Below are 23,957 nucleotides of genomic sequence, written 5' to 3'. Positions count from 1 at the left end.
GTGGTTCGACAGGCTCACCATGAGGGAGAGTGGTGGGGTGCAGGGAGTGAGTTCTGCAATGGTGTGAAGTGCAGAGGTGTGAAGTGCAATGTTGGCGATTAGCGTTGCGTCCACCCAGGTCCCTCATGGTGAGCCTGTCGAACCACGAACCACGAACCGGTGGCATTCACCCCCCTCTGTCCTGTCGGACATCGCCCCCACAAGGGGGGAGATCAGCTCTCACTACTGCCTTTGCACAATTTGAAACGTTTCCTGTTGTGGGAAAGCGTTCATGTCAATGTGATCTCCCCCCTTGTGGGGGAGATGCCTGACAAGGCAGAGGGGGGTGAATGCCACCTCCCAGCACAGAAGTATCAGCACGGCGAGTCTCTCCCACAAAGCGGAGATAAAGCGCTGCTACTCAGCAGCCTGATGGGTCAGATGGCTGATTGGCGTAACCATGGCCTGAATCAGATTGTTCATACTGATGACACCCAGCGGCTTACCACTTTCATCGACAACCGTTGCATGCTGCTGGTTGGCGTCGGTCATGGTTTTGGCGGCTTCCTCGAGGATTGTGCCGGTTTTCACCGTCACGCCACCCGCATTGCCAGCACCATCTCCTTTGGTGGAAATGGTATCCACCATGATCACCCGGCCGCGGTTCACTTCCTTGACGAAGCTGGAAATATACTCGTCCGCAGGTTTCAGCACGATATCCTGTCCGGTTCCCTGCTGAACCACCTCGCCATCGCGCAAGATTGCAATGCGGTCGCCCAGACGCAGCGCCTCATCAAGATCGTGGGTGATGAAGACAACGGTTTTCTTGATTTCCTTCTGCAAATCCAGAAGCACAGACTGCATGTCCATGCGGATCAGCGGATCAAGCGCCGAGAAGGCTTCGTCCATCAACAGGATCGGCGCGTCATTGGTGAGCGCACGGGCAAGACCCACGCGCTGCTGCATGCCGCCGGAAAGCTGGTTGGGATAATTGTCCTCAAAGCCTTTCAGGCCAACGCGTTCAATCCAGCGGCGGGCCTGTTCTTCCTGCTTTGCCCGGCTCAGGCCCTGAATTTCAAGGCCATAGACCGTGTTGTCGAGCACCGTGCGATGCGGAAGCAGTGCGAACTTCTGGAAAACCATCGCCGTCTTGTGGCGGCGGAACTCGCGCAGATCGTTCTGGTTCATCTTGCAAACATCTGACTTGTCGATGATGACTTCGCCGGCAGTCGGATCAATCAGCCGGTTGATATGGCGAATCAGTGTCGATTTACCGGAACCTGACAAGCCCATGACAACCTGAATGCAACCGGCGGGCATATCGATATTGATATCGCGCAGGCCGAGCACATGGTTGTACTTTTCATTGAGCTCGGTCTTGGTCATGCCCTTCTTGACGGCATCGACATAGTTCGCAGGTTTCTGGCCAAAAATCTTGTAGAGATTCTTGATCTGGATACCGGCGCCCTGAACGGAACGATCAGCCATGAACCACCTCCTGGTGCTTTTGAAGGCGCATGCCATAGGCCTGGCTGACGCGGTCAAAAATGATGGCAATGCCGACAATGGCAAGACCGTTGAAAAGTCCGAGTGAGAAGAACTGGCCGTTGACCGACCGCAGAACCGGCTGGCCGAGACCCTGTACACCGATCATCGAAGCGATAACCACCATGGCAAGCGCCATCATGATGGTCTGGTTGATACCGGCCATGATGGTGGGAAGGGCGAGCGGTATCTGCACATTCTTGAGGCGCTGCCAGCTGGAGGAGCCAAAGGCGTCAGCCGCTTCAAGCACATCCTTGTCAACAAGCCGGATGCCGAGATTGGTCAGGCGGATCATCGGCGGAATGGCGTAGATCACCACGGCGATGAGGCCCGGAACCTTGCCGATGCCGAGAAGCATGACCACGGGGATGAGATAGACGAAGCTTGGCATGGTCTGCATGACGTCAAGAATGGGATTGACGACGCGCTGGAATGTATCGGAGCGGGCCATGACGATGCCGATGGGGATGCCGACGACGATGGACACGACAGTGCCGACGAAAATCATCGCGATGGTTTTCATCGCATCGCTCCACATATCGAAATAGCCGATGAGGAGGAGAGTGATGACCGTTCCGGCAACGATCTTCCAGTTGCGGCTGGCGATCCAGGCAATACCGGCGATCAGCAGGACCATGATTGGCCACGGTGTCGATGTCATGAACTTTTCGGCCTGGATGAGAAAATATTGCAGCGGCTGGAAAAATGACTCGATCACATCGCCATAGCTGCGGGTGAAAGCCTTGAAGCCTTCATCCATGGCTTTTTTCAAATTGCGGAGTGTCTCGTCATTCATTTTCGGGAATGAATAGAACCAATCCATATGTTGCGCCCCCTTCTTTGTGGGTCAAGAAATGACCATCGCGACCGAACGCGATAACGCTCGGCCCATTCGGGATGGTGCGATGCGGCGAAGAGGGTCTTCGCCGCATCAATTCAGTCGGTTATTGAACGGCTGCCTTGATCTTTGCAGCGGCTTCCGGAGAAACCCATTTTGACCAGGTGGCTTCGTTGTTCTTCAGGTAATATTTTGCACCATCTTCACCGGTGGCCTGATTGTCGACCATCCAGGCGAGAAGCGCGTTGAACTCGACCGTGGAGAGCTGACGCTTCTTCAAATAGTCGAACGCGGGTCCAGCCCTGTCAGAAAATTTCGTGGTGACGATCGTGTAGATGTCGGATTTTGCCCAGCCATTCGGCTTTGGATCAGGACAATCGGCGATGGTGGTGCAGCGCTGCCATTCCTTTTCATCAAATGGCACGCCATTGTCGAGTTTAACCATGGGATATTTGCCGAGAATGGCTGTTGGACCCCAGTAATAACCGAGCCATGGCTCCTTGCGCTCGTAAGCTTTCGCAATCGAGCCGTCGAGGCCAGCCGCGGAACCCGTGTCAACAAGGGTGAAGCCGTGTTTGTCGCCTTCATAGGCCTTGTAAAAATTCGTTGTTGTGATCTGGCAGGCCCAGCCTGACGGACAGTTGTAAACCGCACCCTTCTTCGGATCTTCAGGTGAGGGGAAAAGCTCCGGATGCTTCATGGCATCGGCGATTGTCTTGATGTCAGGATGTGCATCGGCGAAATATTTGGGTATCCACCAGCTTTCCGTGCCGCCTTCCGTAATGGCAGGTGCAGCATAGACAAGCTTCTTTTCCTTGACTGCCTTTTCGAGCGGTTCACGCACCGAATTGAGCCAGCCTTCCGGCGCGACATCCGGTTGTCCCTTTTCGATCATTGATGTGAAGGTTGGAACGGTGTCGCCAGCGACCAGTTCCGCATCGCAGCCATAGCCCTCGGTGAGCACAAGCTTGTCCAGATTGGCCAAGGCTTCAGCAGACGGCCAGTTCATATTTGCGATGGTAACGGAACCACATTCTGCTGCCGAAGCGGCTCCGGCAAAGCCGAAAAACCCTGCGGCCAATAAAGTTGAAGCAAGTAGCTTCTTCATAGGTTTAGTCTCCCACTCGTTTTGACAGTTCGTTCACCCGGTACGAATCTAACTTGGCACTGCCTTTTGCCCAGCTGTTCGTTTGTGTGCCATTTGGCATCCTTATCGCGTCAGAATGCAATGGTTTCGTTCAATTAATGCGGTATATCGCGACAGCACCTGTCGATATAACGACGCCGGGAAATCAATTGTGAAGGTGGATGTCACAATGTTCATCCGGGTATTGTAACAAGCCAGTTCATGAAAGATCAACGCTTTAGGCGATTTTTCTTCACCATTTCATTTACTGTTGGGCGTATTTTCCCGATTTTTCTGGTTCTAAGCGGCGGATTTTCCTGTGCAAGAATTCCAATGGACTTTTTCGTTCTGGCGGGCTCAATCTGGGGTCTGGGCCTCTTCTGCCCGTTATTTCCGGGCGTATTTCCCAAGGCTCAAGAGCGCGAGAAAGCACGATGACTGACCAAACCATTGTTCCGATGATTGAGTATGAACAGGCTGATGAAGCGGTGCGTGCCGTGTATGATGACATCATGAAAACGCGCGGCACCGACTGGGTCAACAATTTCTGGAAAGTGCTGGCGAATGATCCAAAGCTTCTCAAACGGACATGGGAGAGTCTGCGGGAAGTCATGGCACCCGGGGCGCTCGATCCGCTGGTCAAAGAGATGATCTATATCGCGGTTTCCGCCACCAATAATTGCGACTATTGCAGTTGGTCGCACACGGCTTCTGCCCGCGCCAAGGGCATGACCGATCCGCAATTGATGGAACTTCTGGCGGTTGTCGGCATGGCCAATGAAACCAATCGGCTCGCCAATGGTTTAAAACCACCTGTCGATGCTGCGTTCAAACCCAAAAGGCCTTAAAGATGAAATCTCCCGTTAAAAGCCGTGCTCCTGTCCATGACCTGCAAATGGCGTCGATGGTGATCGCCATGCGCCTGCCCATGATGATGATGGAGGGGCTGACGGAAAAGTCCGCCAAAACAGAGTCAACGCGGGCGGTGTCCGAAAAAATGGCCGCGATGACCGATGGCGTTGTGGCAGCGCAAATATCGGTGATGAACTCGGCGGCAACATTCTGGCTCGATGTGTGGAGCGGCAAGTCACCGGCGGCTATCGCACAGGCGACCGTCGATAAAGCGACAAAAGCGGCACTCCATCCCGGACGGAAAACGCTGCGGGCCAATTACAAGCGTCTGGTGGCCAAAAGCTGAAATAAGGCTGCTTTATCAGCGCCATCGTTGATTTTGCTGCTGTTTTAGTCAGAGTGCCCGTAATTGTGGCAATAGAGGTGTGGTTTCAGCATAGCAGCCATGCATATTTGCATGATCGGTTGCTGTAAATGCGACATGCCATGGCGAAAAAACGTGATCAAACTTTAAGCAAAAAGCGCATTTGAGCGGCAACAAACGTTTTTACCATCAGGTGCTCAAATGCTTTACATCTTCAATCGCAACAACCGCGTCCACATTGCATGGAATGCTACGGAAAAGCGCAATGCGCCATCCAGCAATCTGAAGAGCGGCATCGCCTCCGCAGTGTCCTTTATCTGGACCCGTTCGGCTGGCTGATTTCTGACACGTCAGAAAGTTTCGAGAAACCGCTGCCTCCTCGGAGGTGGCGGTTTTTCTTTGCCTGATTTTGCTGAAGACCCAAATCAAAAACCGCCCTGTCCGACAAGGAGCAGTGCGGTTTTTTGCCAAATTACGCATGGCATTCTGCCGTACAATACGCTGGCAGAAATTACAGCTCCGGTACGCAGTACCTATCCGGAGCATGGGGCAGGGTCTTGTCTGCTCCATGCAAAGTTTTAACCGGACATCGTTACCGCGAGGTTAGCGAGAGCTTAAGCAAATCTAAATTTGCAAGATTTTCTTTGCCTGTCAGCCTTCACGGGTGGCATCGCGCAGATAATTGATGATGCCGGAGAAATCCGAACCTTCGTTTCCGGCGGCGCCAAATTGAGCATAAATCTCTTCCGCATGCTGGCCGAGCGGTGTCGCAGCACCGACACTTCTTGCGGCTTCCTGCGAAAGCCTCAAATCCTTCAGCATCAGCGCAGCGGCAAAGCCCGGTTTGTAGCTGTTATTGGCAGGGGATGTCGGCACAGGGCCGGGGACCGGGCAATAGGTGGTCAGTGACCAGCACTGGCCCGAGGAGGTGGAGGCAACATCGAACAATGCCTGATGCGACAGGCCAAGTTTTTCGGCCAGCGTAAAGGCTTCGCTGACGCCGATCATGGAAATGCCCAGAATCATATTGTTGCAGATCTTGGCGGCCTGACCGGCACCCGGTTCGCCGCAATGGACGATACGGCCAGCCATAGGCTTGAGAACAGGCTCGGCAGCGGCAAAGGCATCACCGGAACCACCGGCCATGAATGTCAGCGTTCCCGCCGCTGCGCCGCCAATACCGCCGGAAACCGGGGCATCAACTGAAAGCAATCCGCTTTCGCCGGCTATGGCATGGGCTTTGCGAGCCGAATCCACATCGATTGTCGAGGAATCGATGAACAATGCGCCCTTTTTGGCCTTTCCAGCGATTTCCGCATAGACGGAGAGGACGTGTTTTCCTGCTGGCAACATGGTGATGACGACATCGGCATCGGCAATGGCTGCAACTGCGCTTGGCGCGATGGTGACGCCATTGGCTTTGGCGGTTTCAAGATTTTCCGGCAGAAGATCAAAACCCAGCACCGTGTGCCCGGCCTTGACCAGATTGGCGGCCATAGGATTGCCCATATGGCCAAGACCGATAAAAGCGACAGTCGTCATCGCGGTATTCTCCCTGATATTGTTAGGTGAAAGGCGTGGTTCAGCGGCCCATCATGGAGCGGGATATGATCACCCGCATGATTTCATTGGTGCCTTCGAGAATCTGATGAACGCGCAGGTCACGCACCAGCTTTTCCACGCCGTAATCGTGCAGATAACCATAGCCGCCATGGATTTGCAGCGCATCATTGGCAACATTGAAGCCGGTATCGGTGACAAAGCGTTTGGCCATGGCAGACCATTTGGAGGCATCATGCGCCTTGCGGTCAAGCTTTGACGCCGCCGTGTATAGCAGGACGCGCGCCGCCGAGAGTTCCGTTTCCATGTCGGCCAGCTTGAATTGCAGTGCCTGAAACTGGTTGATCGCCTTGCCGAACGCCTTACGCTCCGACGCATAGGTTACTGCCTTGTCGAGTGCCGACTGAGCGCCGCCAAGTGAGCAGGCGGCAATATTGAGGCGTCCGCCATCAAGGCCGCCCATGGCGATCTTGAAGCCGTCGCCTTCCGCGCCCAGCAGGTTTGCCACCGGCACCCGGCAATTGTCGAAAATCACCTGCCGGGTGGACTGGGCATTCCAGCCCATCTTGTGTTCGTTCGCACCGAAGGAAAGGCCGGGCGCTTCTTTCGGAATGATCAGCGTCGAGATGCCCTTCGGGCCGTCCTCGCCGGTGCGCACCATGGTGACATAAAGGTCCGTATCACCCGCGCCTGAAATGAACTGTTTTGCGCCATTCAGCACATAATGGTCGCCATCGCGCACCGCGCGGGTTTTAAGCGCGGCGGCATCCGAGCCGGAATTCGGTTCGGTCAGGCAATAGCTCGCCAGCCACTCCATTGAGGTCAAATGCGGCACAAAGCGTTGGCGCTGTTCGTCATTGCCGTAGAGATCGATCATCCATGTCGCCATGTTGTGGATCGATATGAAGGCCGAAAAAGCCGGGCAGGCGGCTGATAGCGCTTCAAAGATCAGCACAGCATCGAGCCGTTTCAGCCCCGAGCCGCCAAACTCTTCCTTCACATAGATGCCGCCCATGCCGAGCGGGCCGGTTTCCCGGATTACATCCGCTGGAAAGTGCTTGTCGCGGTCCCAGGCAAGCGCGTTGGGTGCAACGCGGTCCGCCGCAAAGGCGCGGGCCATGTCCTGAATTGCCAGCTGATCCTCATTGAGTTCGAACTGGCTGGACGCCGTATCCACGTGCGCATCCATGATAACCTCCCTGTATTCCTCTTGGCCGCAGTTTATCCCAAGCGCGGGGCCGCGCAACGACAGAGATGCGTTTTGGCGGGGGCTAGGAAGAGAAAGACATATCCGCTACTCAAAGCCCATGACACACGCAATCATGTTGCAGGGAACAGGGTCAGATGTTGGGAAATCCGTCCTGGTGGCCGGACTTTGCCGGCTTGCGCGCAATCGTGGATTAAAAGTTCGACCATTCAAACCGCAGAATATGTCGAATAATGCCGCTGTCAGTGATGATGGCGGCGAGATTGGCCGGGCGCAATGGCTGCAGGCCGTCGCCTGTGGTGTGCCCTCATCTGTGCATATGAATCCCGTGCTTTTGAAACCGCAATCGGAAACCGGCAGCCAGATCATCGTGCAGGGCAAAGTCTGGGGGCAGGCGAAGGGACGCGATTACCAAAAATTCAAGGCGCAGCTGCTCGATGCTGTCATGGCGTCATGGGATATTGTACGTGATGGCGCTGATCTCGTGATCGTCGAGGGGGCTGGCTCACCGGCAGAGATCAATCTTCGGGCAGGGGATATCGCTAATATGGGCTTTGCCACCCGCGCCAACGTGCCTGTGCTGCTGGTTGGCGATATCGACCGGGGCGGGGTGATTGCCTCCATCGTCGGGACCCATGCGATTCTGCAACCGGAAGATCGGGCGATGATCATCGGCTATCTCATCAACAAGTTTCGCGGTGATGTCTCGCTGTTCGACGACGGGTTGAAAGCCATCACTGAGTTCACCGGCTGGCCGTCATTCGGCGTCGTGCCGTGGCTGAAGGATGCGGCGCGGTTGCCTGCCGAAGATTCGGTCGTGCTGGAACGTCTGGTGAAAGGCGAGGGCCGGGCGCTCAAGCTCGCGGTGCCGGTGCTTGATCGCATCGCCAATTTTGACGATCTCGATCCGCTGATGGCCGAGCCGCAGGTGGATGTGGTGATGGTGCGCAGCGGCGAGCGGCTGCCGTCCGATGCTGGGCTGGTGATTATTCCCGGTTCAAAATCCACAATCAGCGATTTGCTGCGGTTCCGCGAAAATGGCTGGGACAGGGATTTGGACCTGCACCGACGGCGCGGTGGCCATATCATCGGCATATGTGGCGGCTTCCAGATGCTCGGGCGCACGGTACGCGACCCCGATGGCATCGAGGGCAGCGTGACGGAAACCCAAGGGCTCGGGCATCTCGATATCGATACGGTGATGGAACCTGAAAAGACCGTGCGCAATGTCGATGCGCATTCGCTGCAGTTCGATCTGCCACTGAGTGGCTATGAAATTCATCTGGGGCGGACGACGGGCCCTGATTGTTCCAGCCCCGTTGCCCGTATCAACGGTATGAATGATGGGGCGATATCGAAGGACGGCAAGGTGTTCGGCACCTATCTGCACGGGCTTTTCGGCGCGGATCAGTTTCGTGCGGCGCTGTTGGGGTCGATGGGTATCGCTGCTGACGAGTTTGACTATCGGGCTGGCGTGGATGCCGCGTTGGATAGTATTGCGGGGCAGTTGGAAGAGCTGATTGATATCGATGCGCTGTTTGCATGTGCTGCAGGCAGATATTGATGTTTATCCGCCGCATAGGCACCCCCCTCTGTCCTGTCGGACATCTCCCCCACAAGGGGGGAGATCAGCCTTCAAAACCATCTTGCACAATCTGCAACACTTCCTGTTGTGCAAAGGCGTTAATGTCAATGTGATCTCCCCCCTTGTGGGGGAGATGCCCGACAGGGCAGAGGGGGGTGAACGCCGCCGGTTCGTGGTTCGACAAGCTCACCATGAGGGAGTGAGGAGCGTGCAGGGAGTCAAGCTCCGCAACATGGCAAAATAAAACTCCCTTGCATCACCCCCGTCCCTCATGGTGAGCTTGTCGAACTACGAACCACACCCCCATCACTCTCTTCCCAAACAACACACATTCAATTGACATTTCTCGTGAGGGATGAATAACGTCCAACCCATGATTGGTTCCCATATTGGTCGAAGGCCAAGGGATCAAAAGGGAATGCGACGGCCGTACCCTGAAGGGCGGTCCCACCGCAGCCGACCCCGCGACTGTAGAGCGGCGAGGATCAATGCAAAGCCTGATGCATATGCAGAAGGCAGCCACTGGGAAACCGGGAAGGCGGCATTGCTTCGACGACCCGTGAGCCAGGAGACCTGCCAGTCATAGAGTGTTTTTCCAGGAAGCACTTAAGGGTAATCCTGCCCAAGAATTGAAGGGTAATGTCTCTTCAGGCCCAGCACGGAGGTTGTTATGGCTGCTCGTATGACGCATTCGCTTGTTTTCCCGCCCGCATTCCCTTTGATGGATGGATCGTTGCGGTTGCAATAGCGGCGATGCCTCAACTCAATTCCGGTGTGACTTTCATCCTCGGCGGTGCCCGCTCGGGCAAATCCAGCTTTGCCGAAGGCCTGATCAAGGCGTCGGGCCTTGATGCGATCTATGTCGCAACGGGCAGGGCGTGGGATGAGGAAATGTCTGTACGCATTGACCTGCATAAAGAGCAGCGCGGTCCACTGTGGCGCACCATAGAAGAGCCGCTTGATCTGCTGGATACTTTGCAAGGGGTGGCTGGCGAGGGTAAGGCGGTTCTTGTCGATTGCCTGACGCTCTGGCTTACCAATCTGATGATGGATGAGCGCAACATCACCGCCGAGACGCGGCAGCTTGTCGAAGCGCTGCCGAAACTTCAAGGTTCGATTGTTCTGGTCTCGAACGAAGTGGGTCTCGGCATCGTTCCGGAGAACCGCATGGCGCGCGATTTTCGCGACCATGCCGGACGTCTCCATCAGGCCGTGGCACAAGCTGCGGCAACAGTCTATTTCGTGGCAGCCGGGCTGCCGCTCACAATGAAGGGACAGGAATATGCAGGGTCAGAAGATTCCAGCAACAGTCATCACCGGTTTTCTCGGTTCGGGAAAAACCACGATGATCCGCAATCTGCTTGAGAACGCCAATGGCAAGCGCATTGCGCTGATCATCAACGAGTTCGGCGATCTTGGCGTTGATGGTGGCCTGCTCAAAGGCTGTGGCATCGAAGCCTGCCGCGATGAAGATGTTATCGAGCTGAACAATGGTTGCATCTGCTGCACCGTGGCGGATGATTTCATTCCGACCATGACCAAATTGCTCGATCGGCCTGATCGCTTTGATCATATCGTCATTGAAACATCGGGTCTCGCTTTGCCGCAGCCTCTGGTTGCAGCGTTCAACTGGCCCGAAATCAAGACGCAGGTAACGGTTGATGGCGTTGTGACTGTCATCGACGCCTCTGCCGTATCGGAAGGCCGTTTTGCCGATGATCATGACAAGGTTGATGCCCAGCGCATTCAGGATGAAGCGCTCGATCATGACAGCCCGCTGGAAGAACTGTTCGAAGACCAGATTCGCGCTGCCGACCTGATTGTTCTCAACAAAACCGATCTTATCAGTGACAAGCAGCTTGATGGCGTGCGCGGCGATGTGCAGAGCCGTTCGTCCCGCTCGCTCAATATGGTTTCGGCCAGCTTCGGCAAGCTCAGCAATGAACTGCTGCTGGGTCTGGGTGTTGGCACTGAACAGGACATTGCCAACCGCAAATCGCACCATGAAATGGAACACGAAGCGGGCGAAGAGCATGATCATGACGAGTTTGAGAGCTTTGTCGTTGGTCTTGGCCCGGTTGCGGAACCGAAGAGCTTTGTTGAAAAGCTGAAGACCGTTATTGCCGATCACGACATTCTGCGCCTGAAAGGTTTTGCCGATGTTCCCGGCAAGCCCATGCGTCTGGTGGTGCAGGCTGTCGGTACACGCATCGAGCATTACTTTGACCGTGCGTGGAATCCGGGCGAAGAGCGCCAGACGCGTCTCGTCGTCATCGGTTTGCATGACATCGATAATGCAGCCATCACATCGGCTGTAACCGCTGCTGCCGTATAATTGAGGCTGGAAAACTGAATGCATCTCCTGCTTGCCCAGAAAGGCACCATTGCTGAAGGGACCGAGGCTATCGACCTTGGCCAGACGCCGGGAGATGTGTTGTTTCTTTCTGCCGCTGATACGGAACTGGCGAGCCTTGCCTCCGCGCGGCGGCAGGGCGATGGCGCGGTGTCGCTGCGCCTTGCCAATATGATGAGCCTGTCGCACCCGATGTCCGTCGATGCTTATGTGGAGCGGACGGCGCGACAGGCGAAATTGATCGTGGTCAGGGTTATCGGCGGCGAAAGCTACTGGCCTTATGGTCTGGAAGCCTTGCATGCCTGCGCTGTTAATCACAAGGTGCAGCTTGCGGTGCTGCCGGGGGATGACAAGCCCGATCCGGGGCTCGACCGGTTTTCAACCATTGCCCGGCATGATCGCGATGCACTCTGGCATTATCTGCTGGAAGGCGGCGCGCAGAATGCGCAGCGTTTTCTCGATTATTGTGGCGCGTTGATCAAATCAGGTGAAAAACCGCAGGAAGCCGCACCCCTGCTGAAAGCCGGGTTGTGGTGGCCGGGGAAAGCAGCACCTTCACTGGAAGAGATGCGCCAGAGTTGGCGGGATGGTGCGCCTGTCGTGGCGATCTGTTTCTACCGGGCGCTGGTGCAAAGCGGGCAGACGCAACCGGTTGAAGCATTGTTGGAGGCATTGCGCACCAAGGGCCTCAACCCGCTGCCGGTGTTTGTTTCCAGCCTGAAAGACCCGGTTTCCATTGCAACGCTGGAGAGCATTTTTGCCGAAGCACCGCCTGCGGTGGTTCTGAACGCCACGGGCTTTGCCGTGTCTGCGCCGGGTTCCGCGCGCAAGCCGACTGTGCTTGAGCATGATGGTGCGATGGTCCTGCAGGTTATCTTCTCCGGCTCCAGTGCCGAGCAGTGGCGTCTGTCCGATCAGGGCCTGTCAGCGCGTGATCTCGCGATGAACGTCGCCTTGCCTGAAGTGGATGGCCGGGTTCTTTCGCGTGCGGTTTCGTTCAAGTCGGCACAGCATTTCGATGAAGCCGTGGAAGCCAATATCGTCATGCACGAGCCGCAGGCTGACCGCGTGGCATTTGTGGCTGAGCTGGCATTCAACTGGGCGCGTCTGCGTGAAAGCAAGCCGCAGGAGCGGCGCGTTGCGCTTGTCATGGCGAATTATCCCAATCGGGATGGACGGCTGGGCAATGGTGTTGGCCTTGATACGCCTGCGGGCACATGGCAGGTGCTGAAATCCCTGCGCGATGCGGGCTATGGTGTCGCCGATCTGCCAGATAATGGCGAGGCGCTGATCAATCATTTGATGGCGGGTCCCACCAACGCGGCCAGCGATGGACGCGATATTCGCGAGACGATTTCACTCAATCAATACAAGAGCTTCTTTGAGGCGCTTCCCGATGTGATTCAAGCGAAGGTAACGGCGCGCTGGGGCGAGCCAAAGAACGATCCATTTTTCCTTGATAGCGCGCGCGGCTTTGCGCTGCCACTGAGCCGGTTTGGTGATGTCCTCGTCGGTATCCAGCCTGCACGCGGCTACAATATCGATCCAAAGGACACCTACCACTCGCCGGATCTGGTGCCGCCACATGGCTATCTCGCCTTCTATGCTTATCTGCGCATCGTTTATGATGCCCATGCGATCGTGCATGTCGGCAAGCATGGCAATCTCGAATGGCTGCCGGGCAAATCGCTGGCGCTGTCGGAAACCTGTTTTCCCGAGGTGGTGCTTGGGCCTGTGCCGCATATCTACCCGTTCATCGTCAATGATCCGGGTGAGGGCACGCAGGCAAAACGCCGTTCCTCTGCCGTCATCATCGATCATCTGACGCCGCCGCTGACGCGGGCGGAAAGCTATGGGCCATTAAAAGATCTGGAAGCGCTGGTCGATGAATATTATGAGGCTTCGGGCGTTGATCCGAGGCGTCTGGTGCGGCTCAAGGTGCAAATCCTGCATCTGGTCAGGGATATCGGCCTTGATAGCGATGCGGGTATTCATGATCATGACCCTGATGATCTCGCCCTGCAAAAGCTCGATGCTTATCTTTGCGATTTGAAAGAAATGCAGATTCGCGACGGCCTGCACATTTTTGGACTGTCGCCGGAAGGGCGTTTGCTGACCGATCTGGTGGTGGCACTGGCGCGTGTCCCACGCGGTTCGGGTGATGGTGCGGACCAAAGCCTGCAACGCGCCATTGCTGGCGATCTTGGCTTTGCCGGTTTCGATCCGCTCGATTGCGAAATGGCTGCGGCGTGGACTGCGGAACGGCCGGATATTCTGAACGCGGTCACCGACGAGCCTTGGCGTATTGCGGGCGACACCGTTGAGCGTATTGAATTGCTGGCGGCAAAGCTGGTGGCCGGTGAAACCATTTGTCCGGACGTATGGCAGGCGACTCAAGCGGTTCTGGAAGGCATTCGCACGAACTTGCATCCAGCTGTCATGGCCTGCGGCGAGGCTGAGATGACCGGGCTGATGACGGCGCTTTCCGGGCGTTTTGTTGCACCGGGCCCATCGGGTGCGCCGACGCGCGGGCGTCCTGATGTCCTGCCGACAGGACGCAACTTCTTTTCCGTTGATAGCCGCGCTGTGCCAACACCTGCTGCGTGGGAGCTTGGACAGAAATCCGCTGAGCTTCTGATCCGCCGTTATACGCAGGATCACGGCGAATGGCCGACATCGCTTGGGCTCACCGCATGGGGCACCTCGAATATGCGGACCGGCGGTGATGATATCGCGCAGGCGCTAGCGCTGATTGGCGTCAAACCCGTCTGGGATATGGCGTCACGGCGCGTCACCGGCTACGAAATTATTCAGCCCGCCATGCTTGGCCGTCCGCGTGTGGATGTGACTTTGCGTATCTCAGGCTTTTTCCGGGATGCCTTTCCGGACCAGATTGCGCTGTTCGACAAGGCGGTGCGGGCTGTTGGCGCTCTGCAGGAAGATGCGGAAGACAATCCGATTGCCAAGCGTATGCGCGATGAACAGGCGCGGCTCATGGCCGAAGGTGCTGATGAGAAGACCGCACGGCAAAGGGCTGGCTTTCGCGTGTTCGGTTCAAAGCCCGGTGCTTATGGTGCAGGCTTGCAGACGCTGATTGACGAAAAGGCATGGGACAAGCGCGACGATCTTGCCGAAGCATGGCTCGTCTGGGGCGGCTATGCCTATGGCGCTGGTGAAGACGGTAAAGCGGAGCGCGGGCTGCTGGAGGAGCGTTTGCGCACCGTTGAAGCGGTGGTGCAAAATCAGGACAATCGCGAACATGATCTGCTCGACTCCGATGATTATTATCAGTTCGAGGGTGGTATGTCGGCGGCGGTCGAACAGCTTTCCGGCGAGCGCCCGACCATTTATCACAATGACCATTCACGCCCCGAAAAGCCCGTTATCCGCACGCTTGAGGAAGAGATCGGGCGCACGGTGCGCGGCCGCGTCACCAATCCGAAATGGATCGCCGGTGTAATGCGCCATGGCTATAAGGGCGCTTTCGAGATGGCGGCAACGGTCGACTATCTCTTTGCCTTTGCGGCAACGACAGGCGCCGTGCGCAACCACCATTTTGAAGCTGTCTATCAGGCGTTTTTGATGGATGATGGTGTGCGGGCGTTCCTGAAAGACAAGAACCCGCATGCCCTGCGCGACATCGCGGAAAAGCTTGAAGAGGCCGTAGAGCGCGGCTTCTGGGTGCCGCGTTCCAACTCGGCACGATTTGAACTCGGCAAGCTTGCCGCCTGAGACAATGATTCGGAAGGAAACGCCAAATGGCTGAAAAATCAGAGAAATTGTTGAACCTGACCGAAGAGGAAGTCAACGCGCGGCATGCGGACAAGATGCGCAAAAAGAAGGTCGTGCGCGACAAAATCCTTGCGACCAAAACAGATGAAAAAGGTCTTGTTATCGTCAACACGGGCAAGGGCAAGGGCAAGTCGACGGCGGGTTTCGGCGTCGTGTTCCGGGCGCTCGGTCATGGCATGAAGATTGGCGTTATCCAGTTCGTCAAGGGTTCATGGGATACGGGCGAACGCTGGGTTCTGGAAAAGTTTCCCGAGCAGGTGACGATCTCGGCCATGGGTGAGGGCTTTACCTGGGAAACGCAGGACCGCGCTCGCGACATCGCCATGGCGCGCGATGCGTGGGAGCAGGCCAAGACCATGATCCTTGATGATAAAACGGACATCGTTCTTTGCGATGAACTGAACATCGCGCTGCGTTATGACTACCTGCCCGTTGAGGAAATCATCGAGGTGCTCAAGCAGAAACCGCATATGAAACATGTGATTATAACCGGGCGGAATGCCAAGGACGAACTTATTGAGTTTGCCGACCTCGTTACCGAGATGGAAATGATCAAGCATCCGTTCCGTTCCGGTATCAAAGCGCAGAAGGGCATTGAGTTTTAGAGGTATGGTGCAGCATTGAATGTTGAAGGGTCTTGGTGGGTGGTTCGTGGTTCGACAAGCTCACCATGAGGGAGAGTGAGGATGAAAGGGAGCTAAGTTCTGCAATCTTTGCGGTGCAATCCCTATGCCACAATCTTCCGCAACCTTTGTGCTGCAACTTTTGCGATTAACGTTGCATCCTCACTCTCCCTCATGGTGAGCTTGTCGAACCACGAACCACGAACCACTACCGATCGCTTCTTTGCACGTTGGCAGACTCTAAAGCGTTGCAATCCACACCCGGATCGGGTTGCTGGGGTCGAGCAGCAGTTTGGTCGCCAAGGCCAGACAGACAATAATCAGCAGCGGCTTGATGATCTTTGCGCCGTTCTTCATGGCCATGGCGGCGCCAACGCGCGCGCCGAGGAACTGGGCAACGCCCATGCACAGGCCAATCTTCCAGTTGATCACGCCGAGAAAGGCGAACGTGGCAAAGCCGCCAAGATTGGAAGCAAGGTTGAGAAGCTTTGTGTGCGCTGTTGCCTTGAGCAACCCATAGCCTGCCAGCGAAACAAAGCAGAGCATGAAGAACGAGCCGGTGCCGGGGCCGAACAGGCCGTCATAAAAGCCGATCAGCGGAACAATTGTCACGCCGAACAGGAAGGGCGTCATGCGCCTGCTGCGGTCGATATCGCCCATATTGGGCTTCAGGGCAAAATAGAGCGCGATGGCAATGAGCAGGACGGGCAAAAAGGCGCGCAGCAGATCACCGGGTAAGAAACCGGCGAGCAAAGCACCACCGACACCGCCAAGGCAGGACATAAGCGCCGAAGGAAGCTGTGATTTCAGATGAACATGCCCCTTTTGCGCATAGGCGATGGTGGCGGAGGCTGACCCGAACAGCGATTGCAGTTTGTTGGTGCCGAGTGATTCCACTGGCGACATGCCCGATAGCAGCAGCGCCGGGACGGTGATCAAACCGCCACCGCCGGCAATCGAATCGATAAAGCCTGCGGCAAAGCCAGCAATGATGAGAATGTAAGGGATATTGTCGAAGAAGGCGGACATGGCGGAAGACTCTTGCAAGAATGCGCCGGACCATAGAGACAAATTCCATTTTGGCGAGAACATTTGCGCGCTCTGTCAATTCACTTGTGCGAATCGCGTTCTGGTGTGTTGTTTGCGCACTTGAATTCAATGGTTGAGACTGCGATCAATCGCGTGAACACAGTTGGGGGTACAATGAGCGAAAGCATTTTTGATCGCATCACCGCATTTCTCGGCAGCAAGAGCGCGGTGCAGAAAGTGGCCGATGATCCGATTCTGACAGCGGAACTGCTGCTCCTGTTGCATGTGGCGCTGGCTGACGGCAAAACAGAGAAATCGGAATATGCTGCGATCCTGCGCATTGCTTCCACAGATTTCGGTATTTCGCCGGATGAGTTCAGCGAAGTTGCCGAATATCTCAAGGATTTCGGCTATGAGACATCAAGCGAACAGGCGGCGCTGGCTTTTGCGGACGTGCCCTTTGAGCGCAAGGTGATGCTCCTGCGCCATCTTCTCGCCATCGCCAATGCGGACGATGATCTTGATCCCAAGGAAGCCAATCTCATCCGCCGGACGGCGGACCTGCTCGGCGTGACGCCGGAAGAGCTGCACAAGTCCCATTGATGTCAGACATTGGTTACATGCTTGGCGTGGGCTGCGAGCGGGGATGCGATCCGCAGGAGCTTTTGGCCCTTGCCGAGACTGTTTTGAAAGCGGCTGGGATAAATTCTGACGATCTATCGGGTATCTATTCGATAGACGCGCGTGCTGGCGAGACAGCTATCATTCAGTTGGCCGCGCGCTGGGGTTTGCCCTTCCTCTGCTTTGACGCTGCAACGCTGGAGGAGCAAACGCCACGGCTTGCCAACCCGTCGCAGCGTGTATTCGAGCTGACAGGCAGTCATGGTATAGCAGAAGCCGCAGCACTCGCTGCCGCTGGCCCGGCTGGTAAACTGGTGATCGGCAAGACGAAATCTGCCCATGCAACCGCTGCATTGGCGGCAAGAAAGACGTAAAACAATGACCGTTCATTTCATTGGCGCCGGTCCCGGCGCGCCCGATCTTATCACCGTACGCGGTCTGAAACTGATCCAGTCCTGCCCGGTGTGTCTTTATGCGGGCTCGCTGGTGCCACCGGAAATGGTTGCCGAAGTGCCAGAGGGTGCGCGGGTTGTCGATACGTCCTCATTGACGCTGGACGAGATCATTGCCGAGTTTGAACGGGCGCATGCGGAAGGCAAGGATGTGGCGCGGGTGCATTCCGGTGATCCGTCGATCTATGGCGCTGTGGCCGAGCAGATGCGACGGCTTGATGCGCTTGGCATTGAATATGATGTGACGCCGGGTGTTCCAGCCTTTGCGGCGGCTGCCGCAGCGCTGAAAAAGGAATTGACGGTTCCCGAGGTCTGCCAGACCATTGTTCTCACGCGCACCTCAATGAAATCATCAGCCATGCCGGAGGGTGAGGAACTGGCAACGCTCGGTAAATCCGGCGCAACGCTGGTCATTCATCTTTCCATCCGCAATCTGACGAAAATCGAGACGGAGCTGACGCCGCTTTATGGTGCCGATTGTCCTGTGATCGTGGCTTACCGGGTTGGCTGGCCGGACGAGCAATTCATCCATGGAACGCTTGCCGATATTGCGGGCAAGGTGAAGGATTCGGGCCTGACCCGCTCAGCGATGATCTTTGTCGGCAAGGGCCTGTTAGCCGGTGCATTTCGCGATTCCGCGCTTTATCACAAGGATCACAGCCACACGCTGCGCTCACGGTCTGAATGAGGTGGTAGGTGCGGGTTGTTTTGGCGTGGGTGAGGGGCGTGGTTCGTGGTTCGACAAGCTCACCATGAGGGAGAGGGGTGATGAAGGGGAGCCAAGTTCTGCAACTTTTGTGAATTGCAATCTCTACAGTCTTTGCGATTAGCGTTGCATCCACCCATCTCCCTCATGGTGAGCTTGTCGAACCACGAACCACGAACCACCAACCTCGAACGACCCACTCACATATTCGCGCAACTTACCCCAACATCTCCACCACAAAACGCAGCACACTGTCCGTATCAGGCAAAGCATGAGCACCGGGGCGATGTGGCCGTTCAATCATGATAACGGGTAGACCCAACTCCCGTGCCGCTGATATTTTTGCATAGGATGCGGCGCCACCGGAATTGCGGCAGATAATATGCGTCAGGCGTTTGCGCGTGAGAAACGCGGCTTCCTCGTCCTTTTTGCCCGGCCTGGACAATTCCAGTTCAAAATCGAAGAGGTCCAGGGGTGTTTCCGGTGGATCGATCATCCGCACGACAAAAAACACATCCCGCCGTTTGGAGAAGGGGGCGATGTGCTGGCGGCCGAGCGCCAGCAATATCCGCGCCTTGGAGGGAGCAGCGGCAACGGCCTCTTCCAGTGTCGCTACGCTGATCCAGATATCGCCGGGTTTGCGCCGCCATTCGGTCCGCTCCAAACGGACAAAAGGAATGCCGGTGACATCAGCCGCCGCAATGGCATTGTCGGAGATTTGCGTGGCGAAGGGGTGTGTGGCATCGACCAGCAGCGCGATATTTTCCCTGCGCAGATAATCGGCAAGGCCATCAGCGCCGCCAAAGCCACCGGTGCGCACTTCGCCCTCGATTTTCGCGGGATTGCTGGTGCGGCCCGCCAGTGACGAGATGGTGCGATAGCCCAAGGCGACAAGCGCGGCGGCCAGTTTCGCCGCTTCGGCTGTTCCACCAAGAATGAGAATCGGATGATCAGAGGCGGGCAAGGATCGTCCCTTTGCGGTCAGTCACGATCATTTCCACCTCCACAGGCGCGCCTTTAAGCGTTGCCAGCGCCACCGCCTTGGCTTTCTCGGCAATGGATTTCGGCAGGTCGATGCCCAAACCCAGAGTCATTTCAAGCACTTCCTGCGCGGTATTGGCATTCAGAATCTGGTCCCTCATATTCTGGTCGAATCCAAGCTTTTCCGCTTCATCAGCCAGAAATTCCATGCTGACCTGACTGCGCGCCGAGTGCAGATCGAGCGCGCCCTGTGCGAGCTTGGTCAGTTTGGCAAAGCCACCGGCAATGGTAAGCTTGTCGATGGGGTGCACGCGCAGATATTTTAAAAGGCCACCGGCAAAATCGCCCATATCCAGAAGCGCGACATCAGGCAGATCATAAATGGCCTGTGCCGCATCTTCCGAGGTCGAACCCGTCGCTGCCAGCACATGGGTGAGGCCCGCTGCACGGGAAACATCAATGCCCCTGTGGATCGAGTGTATCCACGCGGCGCAGGAAAAGGGATGGACGATGCCTGTCGTACCAAGAATGGAGATGCCGCCGACAATACCAAGGCGCGGGTTCCAGGTTTGTTTGGCGAGTTCCTCGCCTTCAGGTACGGAGATCGTTATGACGAGATCGGCGGGCAGTTCATATTGCGCGCAGATTTCCTCGCAGATGGCGGTCATCATGGCGCGAGGGACGGGATTGATCGCCGCTTCCCCCGGCTGGATCGGCAGGCCGGGCAGGGTGACGGTCCCAACCCCATCACCGGCGACAAATTGGATGCCACTGCCGGGAGCAGCGGGGTAAACGGTCGAGATGATGGTGGCGCCATGGGTAACGTCAGGGTCATCCCCGGCGTCCTTGACGATACCGGCTATGGCATAGCCATCGCCGATTGATTCGAGTGCCAGCGGAAAATGCGGCACTTCGCCCTTCGGCAGGATAATGGCAACGGGATCGGGAAATTCGCCTGTGATTAGTGCAATCAACGCCGCCTTGGTGGCTGCGGTCGCGCAGGCACCCGTCGTCCAGCCTCGGCGCAGGGGCGTGGGGCTGGCATCATCAGGTTTCCGCATTCCGGCATCGGGTTCGTCGCTCATGCGCGTCTTATAGACCAGCTTGGGATAGAGTTGCATGATTTTTCCGATAAGTTCATGCTTGCAAGGCGAAAAATTATGCTATGCGCAAAACAGCAAATACGGGGAGCGCGATGAGCGCAGTGACAGCAAAATTGCCGAAGTTTGAAGCGGGCCATGTCTGGCTCGTCGGGGCGGGGCCGGGTGATCCCGGCCTTTTGACGCTGCATGCGGTCAATGCACTCGAACAGGCAGATGTCATTGTCTATGACGCGCTGGTGAATGAGGAATGCCTTTCCTTTGCAGGGCCGCAAGCCGAGCGTGAATATGCGGGCAAACGCGGCGGCAAGCCGTCGCCGCAGCAACGGGATATATCCTTGCGACTGGTGGAACTGGCCAAGGAAGGCAAACGGGTGCTGCGCCTGAAGGGCGGCGACCCTTTCGTGTTTGGACGTGGCGGCGAAGAAGCGCTGACGCTGGTTGAACATGGGGTGCCCTTCCGGATCGTTCCGGGAATCACCGCTGGCATTGGCGGGCTTGCCTATGCGGGCATTCCGGTTACCCATCGCGAGACCAACCAGAGCGTGACCTTTTTGACCGGCCATGATGCAACAGGCCTTATCCCCGATACGATGGACTGGGCGAGTATTGCCAAGGGATCATCCGTCATCGTCATGTATATGGCGATGAAGCATATTGGTACGATAGCCGCCAAGCTGATTGCGGCGGGCCGCTCGAAAGATGAACCGATGGCTTTTGTCTGCAATGCGACGACGGGCGAACAAAAAGTGCTGGAAACGACGCTTACTCAAGCCGAACGCGATGTGGAGCAGGCAGGCTTGCGGCCACCGGCAATTGTGGTGATCGGCGAAGTGGTGCGGCTGCGCGCGGCGCTGGATTGGCTGGGTGCGTTGGATGGCCGGGTGCTGCAGGTTGATCCGCTCGGAACACGCCGCGAAAAGGATGCGGGATGAAAGGTTTTGTAATCGCCGCACCATCTTCGGGCAGCGGCAAGACCACGGTGACATTGGGATTGCTGCGCGCACTGCGCGACCTTGGCGCCAAGATTGCGCCAGCCAAAGCTGGCCCTGATTATATCGACCCTGCCTATCATAGCGTTGCATCAGGTGTGCCCTGCATCAATCTTGATCCATGGGCGATGCGGCCTGATCTGATCAGCGCTTTGGCGTCCCGCCATACGGAAGGCGGCAAGACGCTGGTTGTCGAAGGCATGATGGGCCTTTTTGACGGTGCGCTTGACGGAACGGGTTCGGCGGCTGATCTTGCCGTGCGTCTGTCGCTGCCGGTTATTCTGGTGCTTGATTGTGCCAAGCAATCCCATTCGATTGCCGCGCTTGTCAGCGGTTTCAGGGATTTTCGCCGCAAGGTGATGATATCAGGGCTTATTCTCAACCGGGTTGGCAGTGCGCGGCACGAGGCAATGTTGCGTGCAGCGCTGCAGCCTGTGGGTATCCCGGTTCTCGGTGCCATTATGCGCGATCCGAAACTGCATTTGCCGGAGCGGCATCTCGGTCTGGTTCAGGCGGGAGAACATGCGGAACTCGACGCGTTCATGGCCCATGCGGGCGAGGTGATGAGCACGCAGATTGATCTGGCGGCGCTTCAGCATATTGCGGGGCGGTTCGGCCCGGCGGCATCCATGGCCAATATCGCCCGTGTGCCGCCACTCGGCCAGCATGTTGCCGTTGCGCGTGACAATGCCTTTGCTTTTTCCTATGTGCATTTGCTCGACGGCTGGCGGCGGCGCGGTGCGCAGATCAGTTTCTTTTCACCGCTGAACGACGAAGCGCCAGCGGTGGGTAGTGACGCGGTCTATCTTCCGGGCGGTTATCCCGAACTTTATGCGGAACAATTGTCTGCCGCATCGAATTTTGCCGGAGGAATAAGGCAGGCGGCGGAACGCAGTATCCCTGTTTATGGCGAGTGCGGTGGTTACATGGTGCTGGGCGAAAGCATCGAAGATGCATCGGGGAAAACCCATGCCATGCTTGGGCTGCTGCCGCTGGAAACCAGTTTTGCCAAGCGCAAGCTGCATCTGGGCTACCGGCGGATTGAGCCGCTGGCGGCATCACCCTTCGCGTTTCCGTTTAACGCCCATGAATTTCACTATGCCAGTATCGTCCGTGAGGGTAACGCCGAGCGCTTGTTCCGTGTTCGCGATGCGCTGGGTGAAGATCTTGGTGAGATGGGTCTGCGGGTTGGCTCCGTATCAGGTTCCTACATGCATATGATCGATATGGCCGGATGATGCAGATTGAGCATGGCGGCGCGCTTGATCGCGCCATAAGCCGCTTTGGCGGAACACGCGAAGATTGGATCGATCTTTCCACCGGCATCAACCCGGAGGCTTTTCCCCTACCGTCCATTGCTTCGGATGTGTGGAACCGCTTGCCCGATGAAAGCCTGCTGGCATCGGCGCTTGATGCGGCCCGCAGCTATTACGGTGTTGCTGATGAAGCAGCGATAACTGCCGCACCCGGCACGCAGGCCCTGATCCAGATCATGCCTGATCTGGTTGAGCGCGGTGAGGTGGCGATTGTCGGCCCGACCTATCAGGAGCACCAGTCAACTTTCGAACAGGCAGGTTGGAAAGTGACGTTGTGTGACAGTGTCGATGCTATTCCACAATCGGCGAAAGTAGCTGTCGTCGTTAACCCGAACAATCCCGATGGCCGTATTGTTGCGAAAGATGCGCTGCTTCATCTTGCCGAGACGTTGCGCATGCGTGGAGGGTTTTTGATCGTCGACGAAGCCTTTGCCGATCCACACCCGCAAACCAGTATTGCGGCCCATTGCGGCGGGGATGGATTGATCGTGCTCAAATCCTTCGGCAAGTTTTTCGGGCTGGCGGGACTGCGGCTCGGCTTTGCCCTGACAAGCCCTGATATCGCGACGCGGCTGACAAGGCGGATGGGTCCATGGGCGGTATCAGGCCCCGCACTTGTCATCGCCAAACACGCGTTTACGGACAAGGGTGCTCTGCGTGTTTTCACGGACCGGCTGACGCATCGTCGTGGGTTGCTGAGTGCGGTTTTCACCAAGACAGGGCTGAAGGAAATCGGCGGTACTGATCTGTTTGCGCTGGTCGAGCACGAGCGTGCCCATGCGCTGTTTGAAGCGCTTTGCACCCGGCATGTATTGGTGCGGAAATTTGCCTATGCGCCGCATTGGTTGCGTTTTGGTCTGCCATTGGATGAGAATGACGCAGAGACTTTTCGGCAGCGGACCCTTATAGCTCTGGATACTATCCGAAGCTGATATT

General features: G+C 56.7%; 22 protein-coding genes, 1 pseudogene and 1 riboswitch. Of the genes and pseudogenes, 15 read left to right on the top strand and 8 right to left on the bottom strand.

Going from position 1 to position 23,957, the window contains the following annotated elements:
- Window positions 1–396 precede the first annotated feature (396 nt).
- The 3 genes from BLU05_RS02990 to BLU05_RS02980 all read right to left on the bottom strand — a co-directional run bounded on the left by BLU05_RS02990 (window position 397) and on the right by BLU05_RS02980 (window position 3,470).
- A complete protein-coding gene (locus BLU05_RS02990; protein WP_091877719.1) occupies window positions 397–1,467 on the bottom strand; it encodes a quaternary amine ABC transporter ATP-binding protein in 1,071 nt (356 codons plus the stop codon).
- Window positions 1,460–2,347, bottom strand: coding sequence for an ABC transporter permease (locus BLU05_RS02985; RefSeq protein ID WP_091877718.1), 888 nt, complete (start codon window positions 2,345–2,347; stop codon window positions 1,460–1,462). The genes BLU05_RS02990 and BLU05_RS02985 overlap by 8 nt, the downstream gene beginning before the upstream one ends.
- A gap of 121 nt (window positions 2,348–2,468) precedes the next feature.
- Window positions 2,469–3,470, bottom strand: coding sequence for an ABC transporter substrate-binding protein (locus BLU05_RS02980; RefSeq protein WP_091877717.1), 1,002 nt, complete (start codon window positions 3,468–3,470; stop codon window positions 2,469–2,471).
- A 240-nt stretch (window positions 3,471–3,710) separates the two neighbouring features.
- Here BLU05_RS02980 and BLU05_RS25855 point away from each other — a divergent pair, with 240 nt between their 5' ends.
- The 4 genes from BLU05_RS25855 to BLU05_RS26090 all read left to right on the top strand — a co-directional run bounded on the left by BLU05_RS25855 (window position 3,711) and on the right by BLU05_RS26090 (window position 5,043).
- Window positions 3,711–3,926, top strand: a complete 216-nt coding sequence (locus BLU05_RS25855) for a hypothetical protein (protein WP_139210387.1) — start codon at window positions 3,711–3,713, stop codon at window positions 3,924–3,926.
- Window positions 3,923–4,336, top strand: coding sequence for a carboxymuconolactone decarboxylase family protein (locus BLU05_RS02975; RefSeq protein ID WP_091877716.1), 414 nt, complete (start codon window positions 3,923–3,925; stop codon window positions 4,334–4,336). The genes BLU05_RS25855 and BLU05_RS02975 overlap by 4 nt, the downstream gene beginning before the upstream one ends.
- Before the next feature lie 2 nt (window positions 4,337–4,338).
- Window positions 4,339–4,686, top strand: coding sequence for a hypothetical protein (locus BLU05_RS02970; protein ID WP_139210385.1), 348 nt, complete (start codon window positions 4,339–4,341; stop codon window positions 4,684–4,686).
- Between the two features lie 219 nt (window positions 4,687–4,905).
- Window positions 4,906–5,043 (top strand): hypothetical protein, encoded by a 138-nt coding sequence (locus tag BLU05_RS26090; protein ID WP_162700203.1) that lies wholly within the window; start codon window positions 4,906–4,908, stop codon window positions 5,041–5,043.
- 312 nt (window positions 5,044–5,355) lie between these two features.
- Here BLU05_RS26090 and mmsB read toward each other — a convergent pair whose 3' ends face one another.
- Both mmsB and BLU05_RS02960 read right to left on the bottom strand, forming a co-directional pair.
- Window positions 5,356–6,246 carry a 3-hydroxyisobutyrate dehydrogenase gene (gene mmsB, locus BLU05_RS02965; RefSeq protein ID WP_091877714.1) on the bottom strand — a complete coding sequence of 297 codons (891 nt, stop codon included), beginning with the start codon at window positions 6,244–6,246 and terminating at the stop codon, window positions 5,356–5,358.
- Between the two features lie 40 nt (window positions 6,247–6,286).
- Window positions 6,287–7,441, bottom strand: a complete 1,155-nt coding sequence (locus BLU05_RS02960) for an isobutyryl-CoA dehydrogenase (protein ID WP_175540528.1) — start codon at window positions 7,439–7,441, stop codon at window positions 6,287–6,289.
- Between the two features lie 130 nt (window positions 7,442–7,571).
- Here BLU05_RS02960 and BLU05_RS02955 point away from each other — a divergent pair, with 130 nt between their 5' ends.
- From BLU05_RS02955 to cobO, 5 genes and pseudogenes are all read left to right on the top strand, one after another.
- Complete coding sequence (locus tag BLU05_RS02955) at window positions 7,572–9,035, top strand: cobyric acid synthase (RefSeq protein WP_091877712.1); 1,464 nt, start codon at window positions 7,572–7,574, stop codon at window positions 9,033–9,035.
- Between the two features lie 382 nt (window positions 9,036–9,417).
- Window positions 9,418–9,652: riboswitch (cobalamin riboswitch) on the top strand.
- A gap of 157 nt (window positions 9,653–9,809) precedes the next feature.
- A pseudogene (gene cobU, locus BLU05_RS02945) lies at window positions 9,810–10,331 on the top strand (bifunctional adenosylcobinamide kinase/adenosylcobinamide-phosphate guanylyltransferase); the annotation flags it as partial.
- A gap of 7 nt (window positions 10,332–10,338) precedes the next feature.
- Window positions 10,339–11,391 carry a cobalamin biosynthesis protein CobW gene (gene cobW, locus BLU05_RS02940; RefSeq protein WP_091877711.1) on the top strand — a complete coding sequence of 351 codons (1,053 nt, stop codon included), beginning with the start codon at window positions 10,339–10,341 and terminating at the stop codon, window positions 11,389–11,391.
- Window positions 11,392–11,409: 18 nt separating this feature from the next.
- On the top strand, window positions 11,410–15,141 hold the full coding sequence (gene cobN / locus BLU05_RS02935) for a cobaltochelatase subunit CobN (RefSeq protein ID WP_091877710.1): 3,732 nt from the start codon (window positions 11,410–11,412) through the stop codon (window positions 15,139–15,141).
- 26 nt (window positions 15,142–15,167) lie between these two features.
- Window positions 15,168–15,806: a cob(I)yrinic acid a,c-diamide adenosyltransferase gene (gene cobO, locus BLU05_RS02930; protein WP_091877709.1), complete on the top strand. Its 639-nt coding sequence runs from the start codon at window positions 15,168–15,170 to the stop codon at window positions 15,804–15,806.
- Between the two features lie 258 nt (window positions 15,807–16,064).
- Here the strand turns inward: cobO and BLU05_RS02925 are convergent, their stop codons facing one another.
- A complete protein-coding gene (locus tag BLU05_RS02925) occupies window positions 16,065–16,853 on the bottom strand; it encodes a TSUP family transporter (protein ID WP_091877708.1) in 789 nt (262 codons plus the stop codon).
- Window positions 16,854–17,027: 174 nt separating this feature from the next.
- On the opposite strand from BLU05_RS02925, the gene BLU05_RS02920 reads away from it, so the two are divergent.
- The 3 genes from BLU05_RS02920 to cobM are packed head-to-tail and all read left to right on the top strand — an operon-like array spanning window position 17,028 to window position 18,614.
- On the top strand, window positions 17,028–17,456 hold the full coding sequence (locus BLU05_RS02920; RefSeq protein WP_091878453.1) for a tellurite resistance TerB family protein: 429 nt from the start codon (window positions 17,028–17,030) through the stop codon (window positions 17,454–17,456).
- On the top strand, window positions 17,456–17,848 hold the full coding sequence (locus BLU05_RS02915) for a cobalamin biosynthesis protein (protein ID WP_091877707.1): 393 nt from the start codon (window positions 17,456–17,458) through the stop codon (window positions 17,846–17,848). Before BLU05_RS02920 ends, BLU05_RS02915 begins: the two co-directional genes overlap by 1 nt.
- A 4-nt stretch (window positions 17,849–17,852) precedes the next feature.
- Window positions 17,853–18,614: a precorrin-4 C(11)-methyltransferase gene (cobM, locus tag BLU05_RS02910; RefSeq protein ID WP_091877706.1), complete on the top strand. Its 762-nt coding sequence runs from the start codon at window positions 17,853–17,855 to the stop codon at window positions 18,612–18,614.
- Window positions 18,615–18,849: 235 nt separating this feature from the next.
- Here the strand turns inward: cobM and BLU05_RS02905 are convergent, their stop codons facing one another.
- Window positions 18,850–19,596 (bottom strand): cobalt-precorrin-6A reductase, encoded by a 747-nt coding sequence (locus BLU05_RS02905; protein WP_091877705.1) that lies wholly within the window; start codon window positions 19,594–19,596, stop codon window positions 18,850–18,852.
- Window positions 19,583–20,698 carry a cobalt-precorrin-5B (C(1))-methyltransferase gene (locus BLU05_RS02900; RefSeq protein WP_091878451.1) on the bottom strand — a complete coding sequence of 372 codons (1,116 nt, stop codon included), beginning with the start codon at window positions 20,696–20,698 and terminating at the stop codon, window positions 19,583–19,585. The genes BLU05_RS02905 and BLU05_RS02900 overlap by 14 nt, the downstream gene beginning before the upstream one ends.
- A gap of 110 nt (window positions 20,699–20,808) precedes the next feature.
- Here BLU05_RS02900 and cobA point away from each other — a divergent pair, with 110 nt between their 5' ends.
- The 3 genes from cobA to cobD are packed head-to-tail and all read left to right on the top strand — an operon-like array spanning window position 20,809 to window position 23,953.
- Window positions 20,809–21,648, top strand: a complete 840-nt coding sequence (gene cobA / locus BLU05_RS02895) for a uroporphyrinogen-III C-methyltransferase (protein WP_091877704.1) — start codon at window positions 20,809–20,811, stop codon at window positions 21,646–21,648.
- Complete coding sequence (locus tag BLU05_RS02890) at window positions 21,645–22,943, top strand: cobyrinate a,c-diamide synthase (protein WP_091877703.1); 1,299 nt, start codon at window positions 21,645–21,647, stop codon at window positions 22,941–22,943. Before cobA ends, BLU05_RS02890 begins: the two co-directional genes overlap by 4 nt.
- Window positions 22,943–23,953 carry a threonine-phosphate decarboxylase CobD gene (gene cobD / locus BLU05_RS02885; protein WP_091878449.1) on the top strand — a complete coding sequence of 337 codons (1,011 nt, stop codon included), beginning with the start codon at window positions 22,943–22,945 and terminating at the stop codon, window positions 23,951–23,953. The genes BLU05_RS02890 and cobD overlap by 1 nt, the downstream gene beginning before the upstream one ends.
- Window positions 23,954–23,957 lie beyond the last annotated feature (4 nt).

The sequence above is a fragment of the Phyllobacterium sp. OV277 genome, from assembly GCF_900104355.1.
Lineage (GTDB): Bacteria > Pseudomonadota > Alphaproteobacteria > Rhizobiales > Rhizobiaceae > Phyllobacterium.
This window is presented reverse-complemented; position numbering and strand designations above follow the sequence as displayed.